Source organism: Actinomadura rugatobispora, assembly GCF_042656285.1.
GTDB lineage: Bacteria > Actinomycetota > Actinomycetes > Streptosporangiales > Streptosporangiaceae > Spirillospora > Spirillospora rugatobispora.
The window spans coordinates 1-19,695 of record NZ_JBHSON010000170.1; the positions used below are offsets into that span (position 1 = coordinate 1).

The window sequence follows — 19,695 nt, forward strand, 5'->3', positions numbered from 1 at the left end:
CCGCCAACCAGGTGAGCGTCTGGGAGGGCCTGCGGCTCGCGGCCGGAAGCGGCGACGGCGCCGCGTCCGCGCTGCGCCCCCGCACGGGCCTGGGCCGGCTGTTCGCGGCCGGGCTCGACGCGGCGCTTCCGGGCGGCCTCGGACTCCTCCGCCCGCGACCACGCGCTGAAGGCCCGCTCGAACCGCGACTCGAACCTCGGCTCGGCACGCGGCTCGGTTCGCGGGTCGGAGACCGGCTCCGAACGCGGGTCGGTTCGCAGGTCGGAGCGCGGGTCGGCGCGTGGATCGGCGCGTGGGTCGGCGCGGGGCACCGGGCGCGGGTCGGCGCGTGGGGCCGGGCGCGGGGCACCGGGGGGAGCCTCGGTACGGGTCCGGATCGGCCGCCGCGGGTCCGGGCGCGGCGGCTCGGGCAGCCCCGAACCCGGCAATCCCGAAACGGGCAGCGCCGAACCGGGCAGCCCGGGGCCGGGAGGCCGCGGGTCCGTGCGCGCCGGCTCGGGCCATGCCTGCTCGGGCACGCCCGCGTTCCGGACCCCGAGATCCCGCCGGGCCTGCTTGCGCGGCCGTTTCCGGGCAGGGTACGGGGGCTGGTCACGGGGGTCCGTGACCGACGGCGTCCGTGGCGGCTGGGACCGCCCCGGCTGCGCCTGCTGCCGCGGCTGGGACCGCTGCTTCGACCGGGAGCTCTGCTTGGACCGGGGACGTCCCGGATCCGCCCAGAAGGCGTCATACGAGCTCTCGGACGCATGCCTGCTGTCGCGTCGCGCCATGCCCTCTCCTGTGGAGGAGGCGAAAGCGGCGAACGACGCCGAGGTTCCGTCTCGTTCCGGGCCGCGAGGGTCCGGAACGCGTTCCTGATCGAGTCTCGGGCGGCGGCCTGGAGCCCGCTCCGCTCCTGCCGCACCCTGGGCCGCCTCACCTTCGAGTCCGGCCCGACACCCCCGGAGCATACGCCCCAGGGGCCCCCTTGATGCGGATCAGTGACAAAAAATCCTCCGGAAACCCTGTCCGGAAGCGGTTGCGCCTTTCACCGCACGCGGAGCCGGGCACCGCCTCCACGGTCCGCCCCGGCCGGCGGTGGTGCTCGCGCACGTACTGCGGTACGTGCGGGGGCGGCGGGGCGTTCACGCCCGGCGCGGCGGATTCTCGAGAGGCGCTTTCCGGGACCGTTCCGCGGGCGCGGCTTAGGCCCGGCTCAGCCTTCCCTTAAGCCAGGCATAACGCTCGTGCCATGGCCGTCCCGACGGCCTAGCGTCAGGGGTGTCATCGGTTCGCCGGTCCGGGAGGAGGTACCCCGATGATCGACCTCCGCGGGGTGGCCCACCCCTCCTCCGTCAGGACCGCGCGCCGGTGCCGGGGTCGCGCCCGGCACTCCCGTCCACGCCTCGACGATCCGCGCGCCGGCCGTCCCGCACGACGCGCCCGCCTCCAGGTTCTCCCCCCGAAAGGGCGCCTGGCCGGAGCACGGCGGATCACACCCTCCTCGACAGGGGCGGCGTGGAACTGGTCTCCGGGAGTGCCCGGCGCGATCTCAACCCCTCGGAGCATCACCCGCGGCCGCCGGACCGGCGCGGGTCCGGCGGCTCGGGTGATCCGGCTCAGGTCGACCAGGGCAGCCGCAGCGCCTCCAGCTCCGGGTCGGCCAGGATCGACTCGATGAGCGACGCCGGCCCCACGACCTTGGTGCCCCACAGGTCCCAGTCGCAGTAGACGATCCAGGAGCGGTCCTCGGGCCACAGGTTGGACGGGCAGCTCGACATCGCCGGATGGTCGTACAGCTCGGCCGCGTCCCCCAGCCGCCCGGCCAGGACGGCCTCCCGGTCCCAGTCGCCGGTGACGAGCGAGCAGTAGTAGGCGTAGCAGCGCCGGGCCTCCCCCTCGACATCGTGCCGCACCAGCAGCGACATCAGCCGGCGCCAGCCCTCGCGGTCCAGGCAGCCCTCGGCGGGCGGCTCCACGGCCGCCGACCAGCTCCCGGTGGGATGCGCCTGGCGCAGGCAGCGGTTGCCCGGCAGCGCGCCCTCCGGCACGGCCGGCTCCCCGAAGCCGCGGGCCAGCTCCGCCCAGCGCAGCCGCCGCCACCCCGCGCCCGGATGGCCGCCGCGGCCCAGCCGGGTGCCGGTGACGACCGCGCCTTCCAGCAGGTCCCGGTCGATCTCCCCCGGCGCCTCCGGCTCGGCCAGCCCGGACGCCCGGGCCGACTGGTAGACATCGTCGTGGGTGGTGGTGACCAGCCCTCCGTTCCACACGTACATGGAGTGCAGGATCCATACCGCGTCCGGGCGCCGCGGTGGTTGGTAGCCCGCGTGGTTGTGGTCGGGATCGAGATCCTTCAGCCAGCCCGTGGCCTCCCCGGAGACCGGCTCCCACGCGTCTTCGACGTCCGCCATGCTCCGCATCCTGCCACTGTTCGCAGCGGGTTCCGCACGCGGCATGACGGTGGACGGCCGATCACCGCCCCGCGTTCGCCGATCACACCCCGAAGTTCCCCGCGGTCTCCTCCGTGCGGTCCCGCTTGAGGTGCAGGTCCCAGAGGAGTCCGGCCAGGTCGGCGGGGTCGAGGATCTCCACCTCGGGCAGGGCGGGGCCGTCCGAGGAGGAGGCGGCGCCGTCCATCAGCGCGTGCACCTCGCTGCCGGCGATTCCGCCGCCGATGCTGAGCAGGCCGGTGTAGACGCCGGTTCCGGCCAGCGCGGCGTTCAGGGTCAGGACGTGGTGGCGCATCGCGGCCATGGCCGTGCCCACGTTCCCCAGCATCGGGAGGGGGTGCCGGCCCGAGGTGCCCTGGGAGAACAGGAGCGTGCCCTCGCCCCGTTCGAGCATGCCGGGCAGCACCCGCCGCGCCAGGCCGACGGGGGTGTTCAGGAAGAGGTCGATCGGGCCGCGCAGCTCGGCGGGGCCGGTCTCGGTGATCGGGGTCGGCGCGAAGCCGAGGGAGAGCCCGCCGGGGCTGTACTCGAGGACGTCGACCGTCCCGAAGCGCCGCTCGATCGCGTCCACGGCGGCCTCGGCCTGGGCGGGGTCGGCGAGGTCGGCGGGGAAGGCGGCCGCCTCGACGCCCTCGGCCGCCAGCGTCGCGACCAGCTCGTCCAGCCGGGCCGCGGTACGCGACACCAGGGCGGCGCGGAAGCCCTCGCGGCCGAACCGGCGCGCGACCGCCAGCCCGAGCGCGGGCCCGGCCCCGAACACGGCGATGGTCTTCGGCGTTCCTGCGGACATGGCACTCCCCTAACTTGAAGGCATCCTCAACTTTCTTCACGGTAGCACAGAACTTGAGGCGACCCTCAAATAACTAGGATGGGGGACATGAGCAGCGGCGGTCCCCCCAGAGCACTGCGCAGCGACGCCCGGCGCAACCGCGAGAAGGTGGTGGCCGCGGCACTGGAGATCTTCACCGAGCGCGGCCTGGACGCCCCGCTGGAGGACATCGCGCGGCGCGCGGGCGTCAGCATCGGCACCCTCTACAACCGCTTCCCCAGCCGCGAGGCGCTGATCGACGAGATCCTCCCCGACCTCATCGGCGCCCAGATCGAGGCGGGACGCGAGGCGCTGGCCCACCCCGACCCCTGGGAGGGCTTCGTGCTGTACGTCACCCGCACCTGCGAGCTGCAGGCCCGCAGCCGCGCCGTCACCGACGCCCTGTCCATGCGCTTCGACCGGGCCGAGAAGCTCGCCGAGGCCTGCGCGCAGGGGCTGTCCCACGTCGGCGCGATCATCGACCGCGCCCGCGAGGACGGCGGCCTGCGCCCCGACTTCACCCCCGCGGACCTGGTCTACATCATCTGGAGCAACGCGCGGGTCGTGGAGGCCACGGCATCGGTCGCGCCCGAAACCTGGCGGCGCAACCTGGCCTTCGTCCTGGACGGCCTGCGCGCCGAGGCCGCCCACCCGATCGCCGAACCGCCCATGAGCCCCGAGCAGATCGACGAGGCCATGCGCGGCCTCGCCCGCCGCTGACAGCGGGAAGGCCCGTCAGGAGCCGTTCAGGAGGGTGTCGAGCCGGTCGGCCTGGAGCTCCCAGCGCCACTCCTGCTCCACCCAGGAACGCCCCCGCTCCCCCAGCTTCCGCGCACGCGCGGGGTCGCCCAGCAGGTCGCCCAGCGCGCGCGCCACCGCGGCCACGGAACGGCCCTCGACGACCACGCCCGTCTCCCCGTCCAGGACCGCGTCGGGCGCACCCCCGGAATTCCCCGCCACCACGGGCAGTCCTGTCGCCGACGCCTCCAGGTACACGATGCCGAGCCCCTCGACGTCGAGGCCGCGACGGCGCGTCCTGCACGGCATGGCGAACACGTCCCCCGCGTCATAGTGCGCGGGCAGCTCCTCCCAGGGCACGCTCCCGGTGAACACCACCGAATCCGCCACCCCGAGCGACGCCGCCAGCCGCTCCAGATCGGCACGGTACGGCCCGCCGCCCACGAGCAGCAGCGCCGCGTCCGGAACGGCCTTCCGCACCCTCGGCCACGCATGGATCAGAGCGTCCTGCCCCTTACGCGGGACGAGCCGCGACACGCACACGGCCACGGGACGATCGACCAGACCGTACCGGCGCCGCATCTCCTCGCCACCGGCCCCCGCACGGAACACCCCCTCGTCCACGCCCGGAGCCAGCCACGCCATCCGCGACGCGGCGGCGGGAGACAGGACCCGCGCCATCCGGCTCCGCGTGTACTCCCCCAGGTACGTCAGCGCGTCGACGCCCTCACCGATCCGCCGCAGCAGCCCGCGCGCCACCGGCAGCGACGCCCACCCGGCCTCGTGCCCGTGCGTGAGGCCCACCAGCCGCTCCGCGCCCCGCCGCCGCAGCGCCGGCGCCAGCAGCCCCAGCGGCGCCGCCGCCCCGAACACCACCGAGTCGCAGCCCTCCGACCGCAGGATCTCCCCCGCCCGGCGCAGCACGGACGGCTCCGGCACCATCAGGGAGGTCGGGTGCCGCACCACCGGGAACGGCTGCGCGGCGTCGAACTCCGCCGCCCCCTTCCACGCCGGCGCGTACACCACCACCGACCCCGGCGGCCGCCGCACCGCGAGATTGTGCACGAACGCCTGGATGCCGCCCGGCCGGGGCGGGAAGTCGTTGGTGACGACGAGGGTCTTGGTCATCTCTCCCCAGACTAAGGAACACCGGGCCAAGAAGCACCGGGCCGGGGAACACCGGGCACCGGTCCGCCATGAGCGGAGGCCCGCCACCGGTGTCCCGGTGACGGGCCTCGCGAAACGCCGTGCAAGGGGCTCAGCGGCTGAGCTGCTTGCTCCCCTTGCCGTTCTCGTTGCCGGCCTCCAGCTCGTGCTCGCCTTCGCCGTGCTCGCCGTGGGCGTGCTCCTCGATCGGGATGTCGTCGAAGGTCCACGCCCGGTTGAGCCGCGACCGCACGTGCCCCAGCGGGCCCTTGGAGCTCGGCGCGGGAATGCCCGCGGCGTCCACCGCCGGGGCCTCGGGACGGGTGTTCTCCTTGCTCAGGATCACCGCCCGCTCCTCCTCGCGCGCCGGCTCGTGCCGCTCGCTGAACTTGCCGTCCGGCGACATCACGATGATGCCGCTCTCCACGCCGTGCGCGATCGTCGCGGCGTTGCTGCGCTGCAGCCCCAGGCAGATCCGCTTGGTGACGATGTAGGCGACCACCGGGCCGATGAAGATCGCGAACCGGAAGAACCAGGTCGTGGCGAACAGCGACACGTGGAACCGCTCGGCGAGCACGTCGTTCGCGCCGGCCAGCCACAGGATCCCGTAGAAGGCGACCGCGGCCATGCCCACGCCGGTGCGGACCGGGGCGTTGCGCGGCCGGTCGTTGACGTGGTGGTGCCGCTTGTCGCCGGTCACCCACTGCTCGATGAACGGCCACAGCGCCGCCCCGGTGAAGATGATCCCCAGCGGTCCCAGCGCCGGGATCAGGACGTTCCAGCTGATCGTGTGGCCGAACGCGGTGGTCTCCCAGTTCGGCATGATCCGCAGCGAGCCCTCGAGGATGCCCATGTAGAAGTCGGGCTGCGAGCCCGACGAGATCGCCCCGGGGTCGTAGGGGCCGAACAGCCAGATCGGGTTGATCTGGGCGAAGGCCCCCAGCAGCGCGCACACGCCGAAGGTGAACATGAAGTAGGCGCCCGTCTTGGCCATGAAGACCGGGTAGAACGGGTAGCCGTACACCTTCTCCTCGGACTGCTCCTTGACCGGCATCGCGGTGTGCTTCTGATGCCACATGATCATCATGTGCGCGGTGACCAGGCCCAGGATGAGCGCCGGGATCAGCAGCACGTGCAGGGTGAACAGCCGCGGGATGATGTCACCGGTGTTGCCCTCGGGGAACTCCCCGCCGAACAGGAACATGTAGAGGTACGACCCGACGACCGGGATCGACTCCGCCACGCCCTGGGTGATCCGCAGGCCGGTGCCCGACAGCAGGTCGTCGGGCAGCGAGTAGCCGAACAGGCCCTCGACCATGCCCAGCGTGAACATGCCGATGCCGATCAGCCAGTTGATCTCACGCGGCTTGCGGTACGCGCCGGTGAAGAACACCCGCAGCATGTGCGCCATGATCGACGCCATGAACAGGATCGCCGCCCAGTGGTGGATCTGCCGCATCAGCAGCCCGCCGCGGACGTCGAAGCTGATGTGCAGCGTCGAGGCGTAGGCCTCCGACATCCGCACGCCGTTCAGCTTGGTGTACGACCCGTCGTACACCACCTCGATCATGCTCGGCTTGAACCAGAGCGTCAGGAACGTCCCGGTCAGCAGCAGGATGATGAACGAGTACAGGGCGATCTCGCCCAGCATGAACGACCAGTGGTCCGGAAAGACCTTCTTCATGTTCCGCTTGAAGAAGGTGGTGGAGCCCAGGCGGTCGTCGAGGAAGTTCAGCGTTCCGTCGACCGCCTTCGGGGCGGTTGCCTCGCTCATCCGCGCTCCCAGAAGCTCGGGCCGATCGGCTCGGGGAAGTCGCCCGTGGCGATCAGGTAGCCGTTCTCCTCGCCCAGCGGCAGCTGCGGCAGCGACCGCGCCGCCGGGCCGAAGATGACCTTGGCGCCGTCGGTGGCGTCGAAGGTGGACTGGTGGCACGGGCACAGGATGTGGTGCGTGGTCTGCTCGTACAGGGCCGCCGGGCAGCCCACGTGCGTGCAGATCTTGGAGTACGCCACGATCCCGTTGACGGTCCAGTTCTTCTCGGTCCCGCCCTTGAGCTGGTCCTCGGGGAGGTTGATGAGGATCGTCACCGCTTTGGCGATCTCGTTCAGCGGGTGGTGCGCGTGCTCCTCGATCCCCTCCGGCAGCACCGTGATCATGCCGCCGGGCGAGGCGAAGTCGCTGACCTTGAGGGGCTTGTTGGTGCCGTCCACGACCAGGCGGACGCCCTTCTTGCCCTCGGCCTTGGCCGCCTTGACCGCCTCGCCCCAGTAGGTGTGGCGCAGCCGCTTCTCCGGCAGCGGGCCGAGGTCGCGCAGCAGCACCAGCGGGGCCAGGCCCAGCGGCGCGGCGGCCAGCAGCAGCGTGCGGCGCAGCAGCGGCCGCTTGGTGATGCCGCTGTCCTCGGCGCCCTCCAGGAACGCCTGGGTGAAGGCCTGCCGGGTGGCGGGGTCGGCCGCCATCTCGTGCCGTTCCTGGACGATCGGCTTGCTGGTCATGAGCCGGCGCACCCAGATGGTGATGCCGATGGCCAGCGCCAGGAACGACAGCGCCATCATCCCGCCGAGCCAGTAGTTGGACTCGCGGGCGCGGTGGATGCCGTGCATGCCGCCGTCGCGGCCGCTCCAGCCGATGTAGTAGGCGATGAACGCCACGCTGCCGGCGAAGGCGGCCAGGAAGAACAGCGCCACGACGCGCTCGGCGCGCTTGGCGGACTTCTCGTCCAGCTCCCCGCCCGCACCGGCGGGCGCGGAGATGTCCTGGCTGGCCAGCAGCTGCTTCTCGGCGGCCGGCGAGGGCGTGCCGAGCACCCGGCCGGGCGTCGCCCCGCCCTCGCCCGGCTCCCGTTCGGGACCGGTGGTGTCGTTGTTGTCGGTCATGACTTCTTCAGCTTCTTCGGCTTCTTGGCGGTGATCCACATGGCCGCCAGGACGAGCAGGCCGATACCGATCAGCCAGCCCGCCAGGCCCTCGGAGACGGGGCCGATGCGGCCGAGCCCGTTGCCGCCCGGGTTGGGCTCCTCACGGGTCTGGACGATGTAGGCGATGATGGCCTGCTTGTCCTTCTGGGTCAGCGTGGTGTCGTTGAACACCGGCATGGCCTGGGGACCGGTCAGCATCGCCTCGTAGATCTGCACGGGCGTGACGTCGCTCTTGTCCAGCGGCGGGGCGTACTTGCCGCCGGTCAGCGCGCCGCCCGAGCCCACGAAGTTGTGGCACTGGGCGCAGTTGGTGCGGAAGAGCTTGCCGCCGAGCGCGACGTCGCCCTTCTTCGGGTCGACCATCTCGGCCGAGGGGACCGCGGGGCCGCCGCCGAGCGAGGCGATGTAGGCGTTCAGGTCGGCCAGGTTCTTCTGCGCCTGGGCCTTCTGCTTCTCCGCCCGCGCCTTCTGCTCGGGGTCGTGGTAGTCGGTCGAGATGGTGGTGTCGAAGGCGGGGATCGGCTCCTTGCGGGGGACCTGCGCGCCCGGGTTCATGGCGGGCATCCGGCCGGTGCTGACCTGGAAGTCGACGGACGCCGCGCCCACGCCGATCAGGCTCGGGGCCAGGGGCTTGCCCTTGGCGTCCTTGCTGCCCTCGGCGTTCAGCCCGTGGCAGCTGGCGCAGTTCTTGTCGAACAGCTGCTTGCCGTTCTGCAGATCGTTCGCGGCCTGGGCCGTGTTCGCCGCCTCGGCGCGGTCAGGCTGGGGCTGGAAACCGGCGTAGATGACGCCGATCGCCGCCAGGGCCGCCAGCACGACGGCGTAGCCCGCCCACGGGCGCCGTCGCCATGCGGTGAACCTTTTCACGGAAATCCCCGTTCGGGTCGTGTCGTCGTTGGTCAAGCGGGGCTTCGCCCGGGACTGTGCCGCCTCCGGGGGTGGACCCCCGGACTCCCCGGGCTTCGCCCGGGTCATAGGTCGAGCAGGTAGATCGTCGCGAACAGGCCGATCCACACCACGTCCACGAAGTGCCAGTAGTACGACACGACGATCGCGCTCGTCGCCTGCTCGTGCGTCCAGCGCTTGGCGGCGTAGGTCCGTCCGAGGACGAACAGGAACGCGATCAGGCCGCCGGTGACGTGCAGGCCGTGGAACCCGGTGGTCAGGTAGAAGACCGAGCCGTACGCCGAGGACGACAGCGTCAGGCCGTCATGGGTGACCAGGTTGTAGTACTCGTAGGCCTGACCGGCCACGAAGTAGGCGCCCATGATGAAGGACAGCACGTACCACTCGCGCAGTCCCCAGCGCCGGAAGTTCAGCAGGCCGCCGTCGCGTCCGACCTTGCCGGCCTCGGCCTTGAACACGCCCATCTGGCAGGTGACCGAGGACAGCACCAGGATCGTGGTGTTGAACGCGGAAAGCGGAAGGTCCAGCTCGGCGCCCGGCCACGCGTGCTCGCCCTGCTGGCCGATCGTCACGGAGCGGATCGTGAAGAACATCGCGAACAGGGCCGCGAAGAACATCAGCTCGGACGACAGCCAAACGATCGTCCCCACGCTGACCAGGTTGGGACGATTCGCCCGAGCGTGAGGTGTTGTCTCTATCGCGGATGCTGTTGCCACGGGCGCCATTATTACGTCACTGGTCCGATGATCGACGCATGACCCCCCATCAGAGGTTCCCGAGCGTGTCCGACCTGCGCTTTCGGAAGGGCCCCCGAAGCCGCCCCCGGCCGCCCGACCGGCCCCGTCCGCCGCACGGTATGCGCGCGGCCACGGTTTCGACACGGAACGGCCACGGAGATCATCGGCCGGGCGGACGTGCCCGGACCCGCACCGGCCGGGTAACCTTCTCAGCCATGAGCACCGCCCCGGACAGCGCCGAGAACCCCATGACGGTTCTCATCTACAGCGACGACGCCGACACCCGCGCCCAGATCCGGCTCGCCATCGGCCGCCGGCCCGCCGCCGACCTGCCGCGGGTGGAGTTCGTGGAGCGCGCCACCCAGCCCGCCGTGGTGGAGCGGCTGGACCAGGGGGGCGTCGACGTGGTCGTGGTGGACGGCGAGGCGCAGCCCGCGGGCGGCCTGGGCGTGTGCCGCCAGGCCAAGGACGAGGTGTACGACTGCCCGCCGGTGCTCGCGATCATCGCCCGCCGCGACGACGGCTGGCTGGCGACCTGGTCGCGCGCCGACAAGGTGGTCGGCCTGCCCCTGGACCCGATGGCCCTGGCCGGTGCCGTCGCCGACCTCATGCGCTGGCGCACGGAGAACCGCCTTCCGGCTCTGTAGTCCTGCTCGCCGGGGAGGCGGGGGCGAGCCCCCCGGGCCTGAGGGGGCGGCCGGCCCCCGCGCATCCCCTCGGACCCATCGCAACCTGGGGGAATTCATGGATGCGCGCACCACCTGGCCGGCGCTGCTCAACGCCCTGCTCGACGGCGACTCGCTGTCCAGGGCCGAGACCGCCTGGGCGATGAACCAGATCATGGCCGGGGAGGCCACCGACGCCCAGATCGCGGGCTTCGCCGTCGCGATGCGCGCCAAGGGCGAGACGGTCGCCGAGGTGGCGGGCCTGGCCGAGGGCATGATGGCCAACGCCACCCCGATCGAGATCCCCGGCCGGCTCGGCGACCTGGTCGGCACCGGCGGCGACCGGGCCCACACCGTCAACATCTCCACCATGGCCGCCGTGGTCGCGGCGGCCGCCGGCGTGAAGGTCGTCAAGCACGGCAACCGCGCCGCCTCGTCGTCCTGCGGCGCCGCCGACCTCCTTGAGGAGCTGGGCGTCGCGATCACCCTGCCGCCCGAACGCGCCGCCGAGGTCGCCGAGGAGGTGGGCATCACCTTCTGCTTCGCGCCCATCTACCACCCGGCGCTGAAGCACGCGGGCCGCACCCGCAGCGAGCTGGGCACCCCCACCGTCTTCAACTTCCTGGGCCCGCTCACCAACCCCGCCCGCACCGCCACCCAGGCCGTGGGCGTGTTCCACCCCCGCATGGCGGGCGTGATCGCCGGGGTCTTCGCCGAGCGCGGCTGCTCGTCCCTGGTCTTCCGCGGCGACGACGGCCTGGACGAGCTCACCACCACCGGCACCTCCACCGTGTGGGTCGTCCGCGACGGCGCCGCCACCCAGACCACCTTCGACCCCGCCGACCTGGGCATCCCGCCCGCCGCCCCGGACGACCTGCGCGGCGCCGACGCCCCCTTCAACGCCCGCGTCGCCCGCGCCGTCTTCGCCGGCGAACCCGGCCCCGTCCGCGACATGACGCTCCTGAACGCCGCCGCCCTGATGGTCGCCTACGACGGCGCCCCCACCCCCGAAACCCTCACCGACGCCCTGGGCGCCGCCTACACCCGCGCCGCCGAAGCCGTGGACGAGGGCAAGGCCGCCGCCAAACTCGACGCCTGGGTCAAGCAGAGCAACGTCTAAAAGGAGGCCCTCCCCAGCCCCGCAGCGACCGCAACGGCGACCGCGAAAACTGTCCGGCCCGGAGCGGAGCGCCAGCGGAGTGGAGGGACGGGCAGGCGGCGGGGAGCGGGTCCGTAGCGAGCCCCCAGGCGAGCGAAGGAGGCGCTTCGCGCCGTACCGGGTGGTGTGGAGGGTCGCCCCTCCACGATTAATCCGCGTCGGGGAGGCCCAGGGCGAAGGCGGCGTCCAGGTCGTGCCTGGAGTAGGTCCTGAAGGCGATGTGGGTCTCGGTGTCGCGGATGCCGGGGACCTTGTTGAGGCGGCCGGGGATGACGTCGTTGAGCTCGTCGTGGCGGTGGACGCGGATCATGGCGATGAGGTCGTACTCGCCGGTGATGGAGTAGACCTCGCTGACGCCGTCGAGGGCGGCGATGCTCTCGGCGACCTCGTGGATGCGCGCCACGTCGGCTTTCACCAGGACGATCGCGGTGACCACGGCACCCTCCCCCATGTCGGCAACGCGGTGGCGTGATCGACTCTACCGGGGTCAGCCGCTGCTCAGGGCGGCCAGGCGGCGGGAGGGGCCGGCCCGGCGGGCGAGGACGGCGAAGGCGACGCCGGCGACGAAGCCGGCGATGTGGGCGACGTAGGCGACGTTGCTCTCCTCGTCGCCGAGGGAGAGCCACTGGATGACGAACCAGTAGCCGAGGACGACCCAGACGGGGAGCCGGATGACGACGGGCGGGACGAGGCTGACGATGCGGCCGCGCGGGTTGAGGATGAGGTAGGCGCCGAGGACGCCGGCGATGGCGCCGGAGGCGCCGATCAGCGGCGTGGTGGAGTCCGGGGAGACGTAGGCGAAGCCGTAGACGGCGACGAGGCCGAAGACGAGGTAGGACAGCAGGTAGCGCAGCCGTCCGAGGCGGTCCTCGACGCCCATGCCGACGACGAAGAGGGCGATCAGGTTGCCGAGCAGGTGCAGCGCGCCCGAGTGCAGGAACATCGAGGTGAAGGCCGAGAACCAGGGCGTCTTGTCGTAGGAGTCCTCACCGCACTGGCGGACGATCTCGGCGGGGAGCGGCTGCTGCCGGCCGGTGGTGAGCTCCTTGGGGACGGCACCGTGCTCGAAGGCGAAGCGGGCGGCGCTGCACTCGCGGGCCTTGCCCTCCCCGTACCAGGTGGAGAAGTTGGCCATGGGGGTGAGCAGGAAGACCACCACGTTGGCGGCCACCAGGAGGTAGGTCACCCACGGGACCCGCCGGGCGGGCTGGCTGTCGTAGAGCGGCAGGGCCATGAGGAGGAGGTCCTTGTGCAGAGCCTGGGGGTGATTGCCGGGTTTCTCCCGTCACCTTAGTGGGCGGCCGGAGCGGGACTCGCCGGGCTCGTGGGCGGCGTAGGCGTTGTCGATCCATTCGCGCAGCCGTTCGGCGCCGTGGACGGGGCTGGTCCAGGTGCCCTCGACCTCGACGGGGCGGATGCCGGGCGAGTCCATCCAGCGCAGGATGCATTCCATCTCTTCGGCCGCGGCGGCGCCGCCGGGGGCGCCGGTGGTGACCGACCAGGGGAAGACGGTCTCGGCGGTGGCGATGAGGGCGTCGACGTAGGGGCGGTGGGGGTCGTGGGGCGGGATGGTGCCGGCGGCGGCGAGGCGGCCGTGCCGGACACGACGGCCAGCTCCCAGCCGCCGTCGAAGGCGGGCCGGGCGGCGACGACCTGGGGGCAGCCGGCCAGGGCGCCGAGCCGCTGGCCGCGGGCGGCGGCGCGGACGAACGCGGCGAGCCGGTCGCGCTGCAGGGCGGCCTCCTCGTAGCGCTGGCCGGCGGCCAGCCGGTCGATGCGGACGCGGGCGGCGGCGACCACGGGGCGCACGTCGCCGGCCAGGACCGAGCGCGCGGAGGTGACGTGGACCTCGTAGGCGTCGGCGGACTCGCGGGCCTCGCAGGGGGCGCCGCAGCGGCCGATGTCGCCGAGCGCGCAGGTGCGGGCGCGGCCGCGTTCGATGAGGCGGGGGGTGAGGCGCTGGGTGCACTGGCGCAGCGGGATGGCCTCGTGCATGGCGGCGCGGGCCTCTTCGGCCTGCCGCCGTGAGGAGAGGGGGCCGAGGTAGGCGGCGCCGTCGTCGCGGCATTCGCGGACGATGGACAGCCGGGGGAAGGGTTCGACGGTCAGCTTGAGCCACATGACCCGCTCGGGGAACTTGGAGCGGCGGTTGTAGCGGGGTTTGTGCTCGGCGATGAGGCGGAGTTCGCGGATCTCGGCCTCCAGGCCGGTGGCGCACTCGATGGTGCGGACGCGTTCGGCGAGGCCGACCATCTCGCGGACGCGGTGGCGGGTCTCCGAGCCGGTGAAGTAGCTGCGGACGCGGCTGCGCAGGTCGCCGCTCTTGCCGATGTAGAGGGCCTCGCCGCGGGCGTCCTCGAACACGTAGACGCCGGGTGCGCTGGGGACGGCGTCGGCGAGGTGGCGTTTGCGGCGCTGCTCGGGGGTGGGGGCCTTGGCGAAGCCGCGCAGCTCTTCGAGGGAGGTGACGCCGAAGGAGCCGAGCCGTTCGATGAGGCCGTGCAGGACGTCGACGGTGGCGCGGGCGTCGGCGAGAGCGCGGTGGCAGGGCCGGGTGGCGGTGCGGAAGAACCGGGCGAGGGTCTCCAGCTTGACGTTGGGCACCTCGTCGCGGTTCAGGACGCGGCGGGCGAGGTCGACGGTGTCGATGACGGGGAAGGCGGGCCAGGCGTGGCCCTGGGCGGCGCAGGCGGCCTTGAGGAAGCCGATGTCGAAGCGGGCGTTGTGGGCGACGAGCACGCAGCCGCGGGCGAACTCCAGGAACGACGGGAGCACCGAGTCGATGCGGGGCGCGGCGGTGACCATGGCCTGGGTGATGCCGGTGAGCGCGGTGATGAACGGCGGGATGGCGCCGCCGGGGTCGACGAGGGTGCCGAACTGCCCGAGGTCGGCGCCGCCGCGGACCTTGACGGCGCCGATCTCGGTGATGGCGGAGTCGGCGGGCGAGCCCCCGGTGGTCTCCAGGTCGACCACCACGAAGGTGACCTCGGCCAGGGGGGTGCCCAGGTCGTCGAGGGTGCCCTGGACGCCGTGCGCCAGCGGGCTGTCCGAATGCGCAGCCGTCATGGCGGCGACCGTAGAGCACGCCACCGACAGACCGAGGGCCGCTAGGGTGGGGGGCACCCCGGGGAACGTCGCGGGCGGGGGCGCCGACGGCGTCCCGCGAGGCTCCCGCCGGGACCGGCTGATCACGCGTTTGCCCTGGTTAAGGTGTGTGTCACCCGGGAAAACCGATCGCACCGACGGCACGGCCCGGAAGGAGCGGGATCATCGACAGCGGCCCGGAAGCGGAGGAGCGCCTGCCCCGCCCCCTCCCCGAGGCGGTCCGGGTGGGCGTGGTGGAGACGGCCGCTGAGCTGATCGGTGCGCTGCCCGCCGAGGAGGTGCCGCTGCCGCTGCGCCGCTTCGCGCGGTTCGAGCGCCGCAAGCGGGCCAAGCTGGCCGGGCAGCACATCGCCGCGCAGCTGGAGAAGGACGCCGGGTTCCGGCGGCGGGTGGCGGCGCCGCTGCGGGAGGCGCAGCCCGACCTGGTGGAGGCGGTGGAGCAGGGCCCGGTGCCGCCGGCGGCCGATCCGGTGAAGGTGGCGGTGATCGCCTACCTGCTGCGTCCCGAGGGCTGGATCCGGCTGGTGGAGGCCGCCCGCGCCGAGCTGGAGCGGTCGGCGAGCGTGTCGGAGGGCGAGGCGGCCGAGCGGCGCATCGCCGAGCTGCGCGAGGAGCTGGCGGTGGCCCGTGCGGCCCGGTCCGCCGAGGTGGAGCGGCTGCGCGCGGAGCTGCGCGACACCAAGACCGAGGTGGCCGAGCTGCGCCGCAAGCTGCACGATGCCCGTACCCGGGCGAGGGCGGCGCAGGAGCGGGCCGAGGCGCTGGCGGCGGAGACGGAGCGGGAGCTGGCCGCGGCGCGCGAGGGCACCGCGGCGGCCGACAAGGAGATGCGCAGGCTGCGCGGTCGGCTGGCGCGGGCGGAGACCGACGCCGAGGCGGCCCGGCGCGCGTCCCGGGAGGGCCGCAACGTCGACGACGTGCGGCTGCGGATGCTGCTGGACACGCTGGTGGACGCGGCGCAGGGCGTGCGCCGCGAGCTGGCGCTGCCGTCGACGATCGAGCGCCCGGCGGACGCGGTGGCCGGGGTGGAGCCCGACCGGCTGGCGCATCGCGCGCTGCCGGGGCGGGCGCTGTCGGACCAGGATCCGCAGCTGCTGGAGCGGCTGCTGACCCTCCCGCAGGTGCATCTGGTGGTGGACGGCTACAACGTCACCAAGTCCGGCTACGGCGAGCTGCCGCTGGCCGACCAGCGCAACCGGCTGCTGTCGGGGCTGGGCGGGCTGGCGGCGCAGACGCGGGCCGAGGTCACGTGCGTGTTCGACGGGGCGGACCTGGACGCCCCGGTGGCGATCCCGGCGCCGCGCGGGGTGCGGGTGCTGTTCAGCCAGCCGGGGCAGACCGCCGACGAGCTGATCGGGGAGCTGGTGCGGGCCGAGCCGCCCGGCCGCGCGGTCGTGGTGGTCTCCTCCGACCGCGAGGTGGCCGACGCCGCCCGCCGCGCCAACGCCCGTCCCGCGCCCTCCACGCTGCTGCTGCGCCGTCTGGGCCGCACCTAGGTCATCCAGGTGCCCTGACCTGCTGTTTCGGCGTCCTCGCGGCTCTCACGCGTTCTGTTCCCGTCCCGGGGTGCCGGGAGGCGGCGCCGCTGCGCCCGGTGGCGCCGCCGGTGCGGGCGGTGACGGGCGGACCGGTGTCGACAGCGCCTCGTGATCTTTATCTCACCGAGTGTGCGTAAAGTCCGAATTACTGCGTCAAAGACCAACGATTCGGTTGTGGCAGGTGTGGCCCCTCGCTAATGTCGTCCGCTGACATCGTGGACCGAGAGGGGCACAACGGATCGTGGCCAGTGATCTCACCGGGGCGGGCCCCCTGCCGCAGCGCGGCCGCCCGGGCGCACACACAGGACGCGGCGGCTCCCGCAGGCTCACGGCGACCGTCTGTCTCGCCGTGACGGCCTCGCTCACCGTTCCCGTCACCGTGCTTCCCGCGACCGCGGCGCACGCCGACCCGCGCCCCAGCGCGGCGGAGGCCCGCAAGAAGCTCACCAAGCTCAACGAGCAGGTGGAGCAGCTGGTCGAGAAGTACAACCAGGTGCAGGAGAAGCTCAAGGTCGCCAAGAAGAAGTGGCAGGCGACGCAGAAGGCGGGCAAGGAGGAGCTGACCACCTTCAACGAGCTCCAGGGAAAGATCGCCCAGATGGCGGCCGCCGCGTACAAGGCGGGCAACACCGGTGACGTGGCCGGCTTCGTCGGCGCCGACAACCCGCAGGCCGTGCTCGACCAGGCCGCGGTCTTCGAGCACCTGTCCCGCAACCGCAGCTCCGAGCTGGCCCAGTTCCTGGGGTCGGCGCAGCGGCTGCGGCGCGAGCAGGCGCAGGCCAAGGCCGCCTACGACGAGGTGGCCAAGCAGGCCAAGGACCTGAAGGCGCAGAAGGCCGAGGTCGAGAAGGGCGTCCAGAAGCAGAAGAAGCTGCTGGCCCAGCTCGGCGAGACGACCTCCTCGGGCGGGGGGACGGGCGGCAGCTACACCGGCCCGGCCAGCGGCTCGGCGCGGGTCGCGCTCAACTTCGCCTACGCCCAGCTCGGCAAGCCGTACTCCTACGGCGCGGCGGGCCCGAGCTCCTACGACTGCTCCGGGCTCACGATGAAGTCGTGGGGCGCGGCGGGCGTCGGCATCACCCGGACGACCAACTCGCAGTACGCGGCCACCAAGCGGGTCGCCAAGAGCGCGCTGCAGCCGGGCGACCTGGTGTTCTTCAACAACCTCGGCCACGTCGGCCTGTTCGTGGGCGGCGGCAAGATGATCCACGCCCCGCGGACCGGCAAGAACGTCGAGGTCGTGAGCATCACCTCGGGCTACTACCTGTCGAACTACTTCGGGGCCGGGCGTCCCTGACGCGCCGGCCCGCCGCACCCCCGGTGCGGCAGGGCCTCCGTAGCGGTCGGCGCACGCGCCGTCACAAGATCCATAGCAGGGCTTCGCCGCCGGACCGGGTTATTCCTGGTCCGGCGGCTTTTTGTCCCCTATTTGCCTTCTCGTCGACCTTTGCTATGTTGTGTCCCATTCCGGCGCCCCCCAGGCGTCGCCCGGCCCCGCGCGGCATGTCCGCCCCGGGCCCTGCGGCACCCCCCAGGTGTCGTCCCCGCTCCGGCGCCCTCCAGGTGCCGACCCCCGACTCGGCCCCGTCCAGGTGCCGCGTCCTTTCCCAACGGCCGGCCCGGCCGCACCGTGAGCGCATGTTCGGCGCGCATGGGCGCTGAGAGCGCGTCACGGCGGTCCCCCCATCGGGCCCTGGCCGCGGGCGAGACCCGATCACGGGTCGCCCCCCATAAGCACGGCGTGGCCGCCCGACCCCTGCCCTCGTGACGCCCGACCCCCTTGTTCACGAGGAGCTCTGGGCGGCCACGCCCTCCCAACCCTTCGACCCGCCCGGGTGCGCGTGCGCACCGGGTGACCTGACCGATCCCGAAAACAGGGTGCCCGTACGACGGGCGCCCACCGCCGAGTCCGCGAGAAGCGGAGCCGGGGACCCACGTCCCATCCGGGGTGAATCGGCCTCTCACCAGGCCGTAGGGCAGCTTCCACGCCCGAACCCGTCAGCTAACCCGGCAGGCGGCATGGAAGCTGAGGAGTTCCCGCAGTGGCAGGAAAGCATCGCACGCCCCAACCCCCGAGCATCACCCTCCGTATCACCGGTCGTCTCGTCGCCGGAGCCGTCGTGGTCGGCCTCGCCGCCGCCACCGCCCAGGCGTCGCTCAACGACACGGGCGGCCCGTCCCCCCAGCGGTCCGCCGCCATGATGGCCGCGGGCGCGGAGAGCAGGACCGAGCCCGAGACCCGGAAGGGCGCCGAGAAGGCGTCCGAGTCGTCGTCCTCGTCGTCGTCCTCCAGCTCCGCCAAGGCCAAGGCCGCCAAGCGCGAGAGGCCCACGGCGCAGGACGCCATCAGGCTGGCCCGCGAGCAGGTCGGCATCTCCGAGGACGGCGGCGGCGAGACCAAGTTCCAGGACTGGTACAAGTCGACCGACCGCGCCAAGGAGACCGTGGCGCGCGACGGAGGCTCCCTCGAGGGCTACAGCGACGCCGCGTGGTGCAGCATGTTCATCTCCTGGATCGGCGACCGGATCGGCCTCAGCGACCAGCTCGGCATGGACGCCTGGACGGTCGCGCACGCCGAGTGGTTCAAGGACCACGACCGCTGGGGCACCGAGCCCCGGCCGGGCGCCATCGTCTTCTTCAACTGGGGCGGCAGCAAGGACGTCAACGACATCGTGCACGTCGGGATGGTCATCAAGGACAACGGCGACGGCACGGTGAAGACCGTGGAGGGCAACACCAGCAACGCGGTCATGGTCCGCGAGCGGTCCACCGGCTCCATCGTCGGCTACGGCTACCCCGAGTACGCCAAGTCCTAGGGATAGGCCCGCGCGCCCGCGCACATAGGATCTCGCGCATGGAAGCCCAGCGCGCACGCGGAGTCCCGCGGCGGAAGGCCCTGGTGGCCATCGCCGCGGGCTCCGCCGTCTGCGCCCTGGGCGGCGGCGCGGCCCTCACCGCCGCCACCTCCGAAGAGACCGGCGGGCGCCCGGCCGGTACGGACGGCCCCGATGTCGGGCAGCCCGACCCGAACGCGGTCGCCGCCGTCCTGGCCAACCGTGCCCGCGCCGTACGCGACCGCGACCGCACCGCGTTCATGGCCACGGTCGCGGCCGCGCCCGCGCCGTACCGGCAGGCCCAGGCCGCGATGTTCGACAACCTGCTCAAGCTGCCTCTGGAAGGGTGGCGGGAGCGGTTCGAGCGGGTGGTCTCCACCACCGGGGGCGCCGCGCTCGTCCAGACCACGGTGGGCTACCGGCTGCGCGGCCACGACGACGACCCGCTGCGGCGCACCCGGCACCTGGCGTTCGCGCCCCGCTCCGGCACCTGGACGATCACCGGCGACGGCACGTCCCGCGGCCGCACCGACGACCCCGAGATCTGGGACGGCGGGCCGCTCACCGTGGTGCGCGGCCGCACCGCGCTGGTGGCCGGCGACGCGCCCGGCCTGGCCGGGATCGCCCGCCGCCGGGACGCCGCCGTGCCCACCGTCGCGCGGCTGACCGGCGCGGCGACCGTCCGCGGCTGGCGGGACCGGGTGGTCGCGCT

15 protein-coding genes, 3 pseudogenes and 1 riboswitch are annotated in these 19,695 nt (G+C 72.9%); of the genes and pseudogenes, 7 read left to right on the forward strand and 11 right to left on the reverse strand.

The genetic code is table 11. The features are described 5' to 3' along the window. From ACFPZN_RS54300 to ACFPZN_RS54310, 3 genes and pseudogenes are all read right to left on the reverse strand, one after another. A pseudogene (locus ACFPZN_RS54300) lies at positions 1–770 on the reverse strand (hypothetical protein); the annotation flags it as partial. Positions 771–1,598: 828 nt separating this feature from the next. Further along, on the reverse strand, positions 1,599–2,390 hold the full coding sequence (locus ACFPZN_RS54305) for a hypothetical protein (RefSeq protein ID WP_378292951.1): 792 nt from the start codon (positions 2,388–2,390) through the stop codon (positions 1,599–1,601). A gap of 82 nt (positions 2,391–2,472) precedes the next feature. Further along, positions 2,473–3,219 carry an SDR family NAD(P)-dependent oxidoreductase gene (locus ACFPZN_RS54310; RefSeq protein WP_378292953.1) on the reverse strand — a complete coding sequence of 249 codons (747 nt, stop codon included), beginning with the start codon at positions 3,217–3,219 and terminating at the stop codon, positions 2,473–2,475. Between the two features lie 87 nt (positions 3,220–3,306). Here ACFPZN_RS54310 and ACFPZN_RS54315 point away from each other — a divergent pair, with 87 nt between their 5' ends. Then, on the forward strand, positions 3,307–3,957 hold the full coding sequence (locus ACFPZN_RS54315) for a TetR/AcrR family transcriptional regulator (RefSeq protein WP_378292955.1): 651 nt from the start codon (positions 3,307–3,309) through the stop codon (positions 3,955–3,957). Between the two features lie 15 nt (positions 3,958–3,972). Here the strand turns inward: ACFPZN_RS54315 and ACFPZN_RS54320 are convergent, their stop codons facing one another. From ACFPZN_RS54320 to ctaE, 5 genes are all read right to left on the reverse strand, one after another. After that, positions 3,973–5,103, reverse strand: coding sequence for a glycosyltransferase family 4 protein (locus ACFPZN_RS54320; RefSeq protein WP_378292957.1), 1,131 nt, complete (start codon positions 5,101–5,103; stop codon positions 3,973–3,975). 130 nt (positions 5,104–5,233) lie between these two features. Then, the gene (gene qcrB / locus ACFPZN_RS54325; RefSeq protein ID WP_378292959.1) at positions 5,234–6,895 is read right to left on the reverse strand and encodes a cytochrome bc1 complex cytochrome b subunit; all 1,662 of its coding nucleotides are present in this window, start codon (positions 6,893–6,895) and stop codon (positions 5,234–5,236) included. Beyond that, positions 6,892–7,998, reverse strand: coding sequence for a cytochrome bc1 complex Rieske iron-sulfur subunit (gene qcrA / locus ACFPZN_RS54330; RefSeq protein WP_378292961.1), 1,107 nt, complete (start codon positions 7,996–7,998; stop codon positions 6,892–6,894). Before qcrA ends, qcrB begins: the two co-directional genes overlap by 4 nt. Further along, positions 7,995–8,906, reverse strand: a complete 912-nt coding sequence (qcrC, locus tag ACFPZN_RS54335; protein WP_378292963.1) for a cytochrome bc1 complex diheme cytochrome c subunit — start codon at positions 8,904–8,906, stop codon at positions 7,995–7,997. Before qcrC ends, qcrA begins: the two co-directional genes overlap by 4 nt. A 104-nt stretch (positions 8,907–9,010) precedes the next feature. Further along, positions 9,011–9,670, reverse strand: a complete 660-nt coding sequence (gene ctaE, locus ACFPZN_RS54340; RefSeq protein WP_378292965.1) for an aa3-type cytochrome oxidase subunit III — start codon at positions 9,668–9,670, stop codon at positions 9,011–9,013. A 227-nt stretch (positions 9,671–9,897) separates the two neighbouring features. Between ctaE and ACFPZN_RS54345 the strand changes: the two genes are divergently transcribed. Beyond that, complete coding sequence (locus ACFPZN_RS54345; RefSeq protein WP_378292967.1) at positions 9,898–10,329, forward strand: hypothetical protein; 432 nt, start codon at positions 9,898–9,900, stop codon at positions 10,327–10,329. A 97-nt stretch (positions 10,330–10,426) separates the two neighbouring features. After that, positions 10,427–11,467, forward strand: a complete 1,041-nt coding sequence (trpD, locus tag ACFPZN_RS54350; protein WP_378292969.1) for an anthranilate phosphoribosyltransferase — start codon at positions 10,427–10,429, stop codon at positions 11,465–11,467. Between the two features lie 187 nt (positions 11,468–11,654). On the opposite strand, the gene ACFPZN_RS54355 is transcribed toward trpD, so the two are convergent. From ACFPZN_RS54355 to ACFPZN_RS54365, 3 genes and pseudogenes are all read right to left on the reverse strand, one after another. After that, positions 11,655–11,942, reverse strand: coding sequence for an Lrp/AsnC family transcriptional regulator (locus ACFPZN_RS54355; RefSeq protein ID WP_378292979.1), 288 nt, complete (start codon positions 11,940–11,942; stop codon positions 11,655–11,657). Between the two features lie 51 nt (positions 11,943–11,993). Beyond that, complete coding sequence (locus ACFPZN_RS54360) at positions 11,994–12,740, reverse strand: rhomboid family intramembrane serine protease (RefSeq protein ID WP_378292971.1); 747 nt, start codon at positions 12,738–12,740, stop codon at positions 11,994–11,996. Positions 12,741–12,791: 51 nt separating this feature from the next. Next, positions 12,792–14,572 (reverse strand): annotated as a pseudogene (locus ACFPZN_RS54365) (DEDD exonuclease domain-containing protein). Between the two features lie 272 nt (positions 14,573–14,844). On the opposite strand from ACFPZN_RS54365, the gene ACFPZN_RS54370 reads away from it, so the two are divergent. The 4 genes and pseudogenes from ACFPZN_RS54370 to ACFPZN_RS54385 form a co-directional block, all read left to right on the forward strand. After that, positions 14,845–16,107 carry an NYN domain-containing protein gene (locus ACFPZN_RS54370; protein ID WP_378292973.1) on the forward strand — a complete coding sequence of 421 codons (1,263 nt, stop codon included), beginning with the start codon at positions 14,845–14,847 and terminating at the stop codon, positions 16,105–16,107. Positions 16,108–16,390: 283 nt separating this feature from the next. Next, a complete protein-coding gene (locus tag ACFPZN_RS54375; protein ID WP_378292975.1) occupies positions 16,391–17,446 on the forward strand; it encodes a C40 family peptidase in 1,056 nt (351 codons plus the stop codon). Positions 17,447–18,040: 594 nt separating this feature from the next. After that, positions 18,041–18,182: riboswitch (cyclic di-AMP (ydaO/yuaA leader) on the forward strand. Between the two features lie 9 nt (positions 18,183–18,191). Continuing rightward, positions 18,192–18,965: a CHAP domain-containing protein gene (locus ACFPZN_RS54380; RefSeq protein WP_378292977.1), complete on the forward strand. Its 774-nt coding sequence runs from the start codon at positions 18,192–18,194 to the stop codon at positions 18,963–18,965. A gap of 38 nt (positions 18,966–19,003) precedes the next feature. Continuing rightward, positions 19,004–19,695 (forward strand): annotated as a pseudogene (locus tag ACFPZN_RS54385) (hypothetical protein); the annotation flags it as partial.

Bases quoted from the DNA above. Each gene is read 5' to 3' on its own strand.
- ACFPZN_RS54305 (WP_378292951.1), bottom strand. From the start codon at position 2,390: ATGGCGGACGTCGAAGACGCGTGGGAGCCGGTCTCCGGGGAGGCCACG.
- ACFPZN_RS54310 (WP_378292953.1), bottom strand. From the start codon at position 3,219: ATGTCCGCAGGAACGCCGAAGACCATCGCCGTGTTCGGGGCCGGGCCC.
- ACFPZN_RS54315 (WP_378292955.1), top strand. From the start codon at position 3,307: ATGAGCAGCGGCGGTCCCCCCAGAGCACTGCGCAGCGACGCCCGGCGC.
- ACFPZN_RS54320 (WP_378292957.1), bottom strand. From the start codon at position 5,103: ATGACCAAGACCCTCGTCGTCACCAACGACTTCCCGCCCCGGCCGGGC.
- qcrB (WP_378292959.1), bottom strand. From the start codon at position 6,895: ATGAGCGAGGCAACCGCCCCGAAGGCGGTCGACGGAACGCTGAACTTC.
- qcrA (WP_378292961.1), bottom strand. From the start codon at position 7,998: ATGACCGACAACAACGACACCACCGGTCCCGAACGGGAGCCGGGCGAG.
- ctaE (WP_378292965.1), bottom strand. From the start codon at position 9,670: ATGGCGCCCGTGGCAACAGCATCCGCGATAGAGACAACACCTCACGCT.
- ACFPZN_RS54345 (WP_378292967.1), top strand. From the start codon at position 9,898: ATGAGCACCGCCCCGGACAGCGCCGAGAACCCCATGACGGTTCTCATC.
- trpD (WP_378292969.1), top strand. From the start codon at position 10,427: ATGGATGCGCGCACCACCTGGCCGGCGCTGCTCAACGCCCTGCTCGAC.
- ACFPZN_RS54360 (WP_378292971.1), bottom strand. From the start codon at position 12,740: ATGGCCCTGCCGCTCTACGACAGCCAGCCCGCCCGGCGGGTCCCGTGG.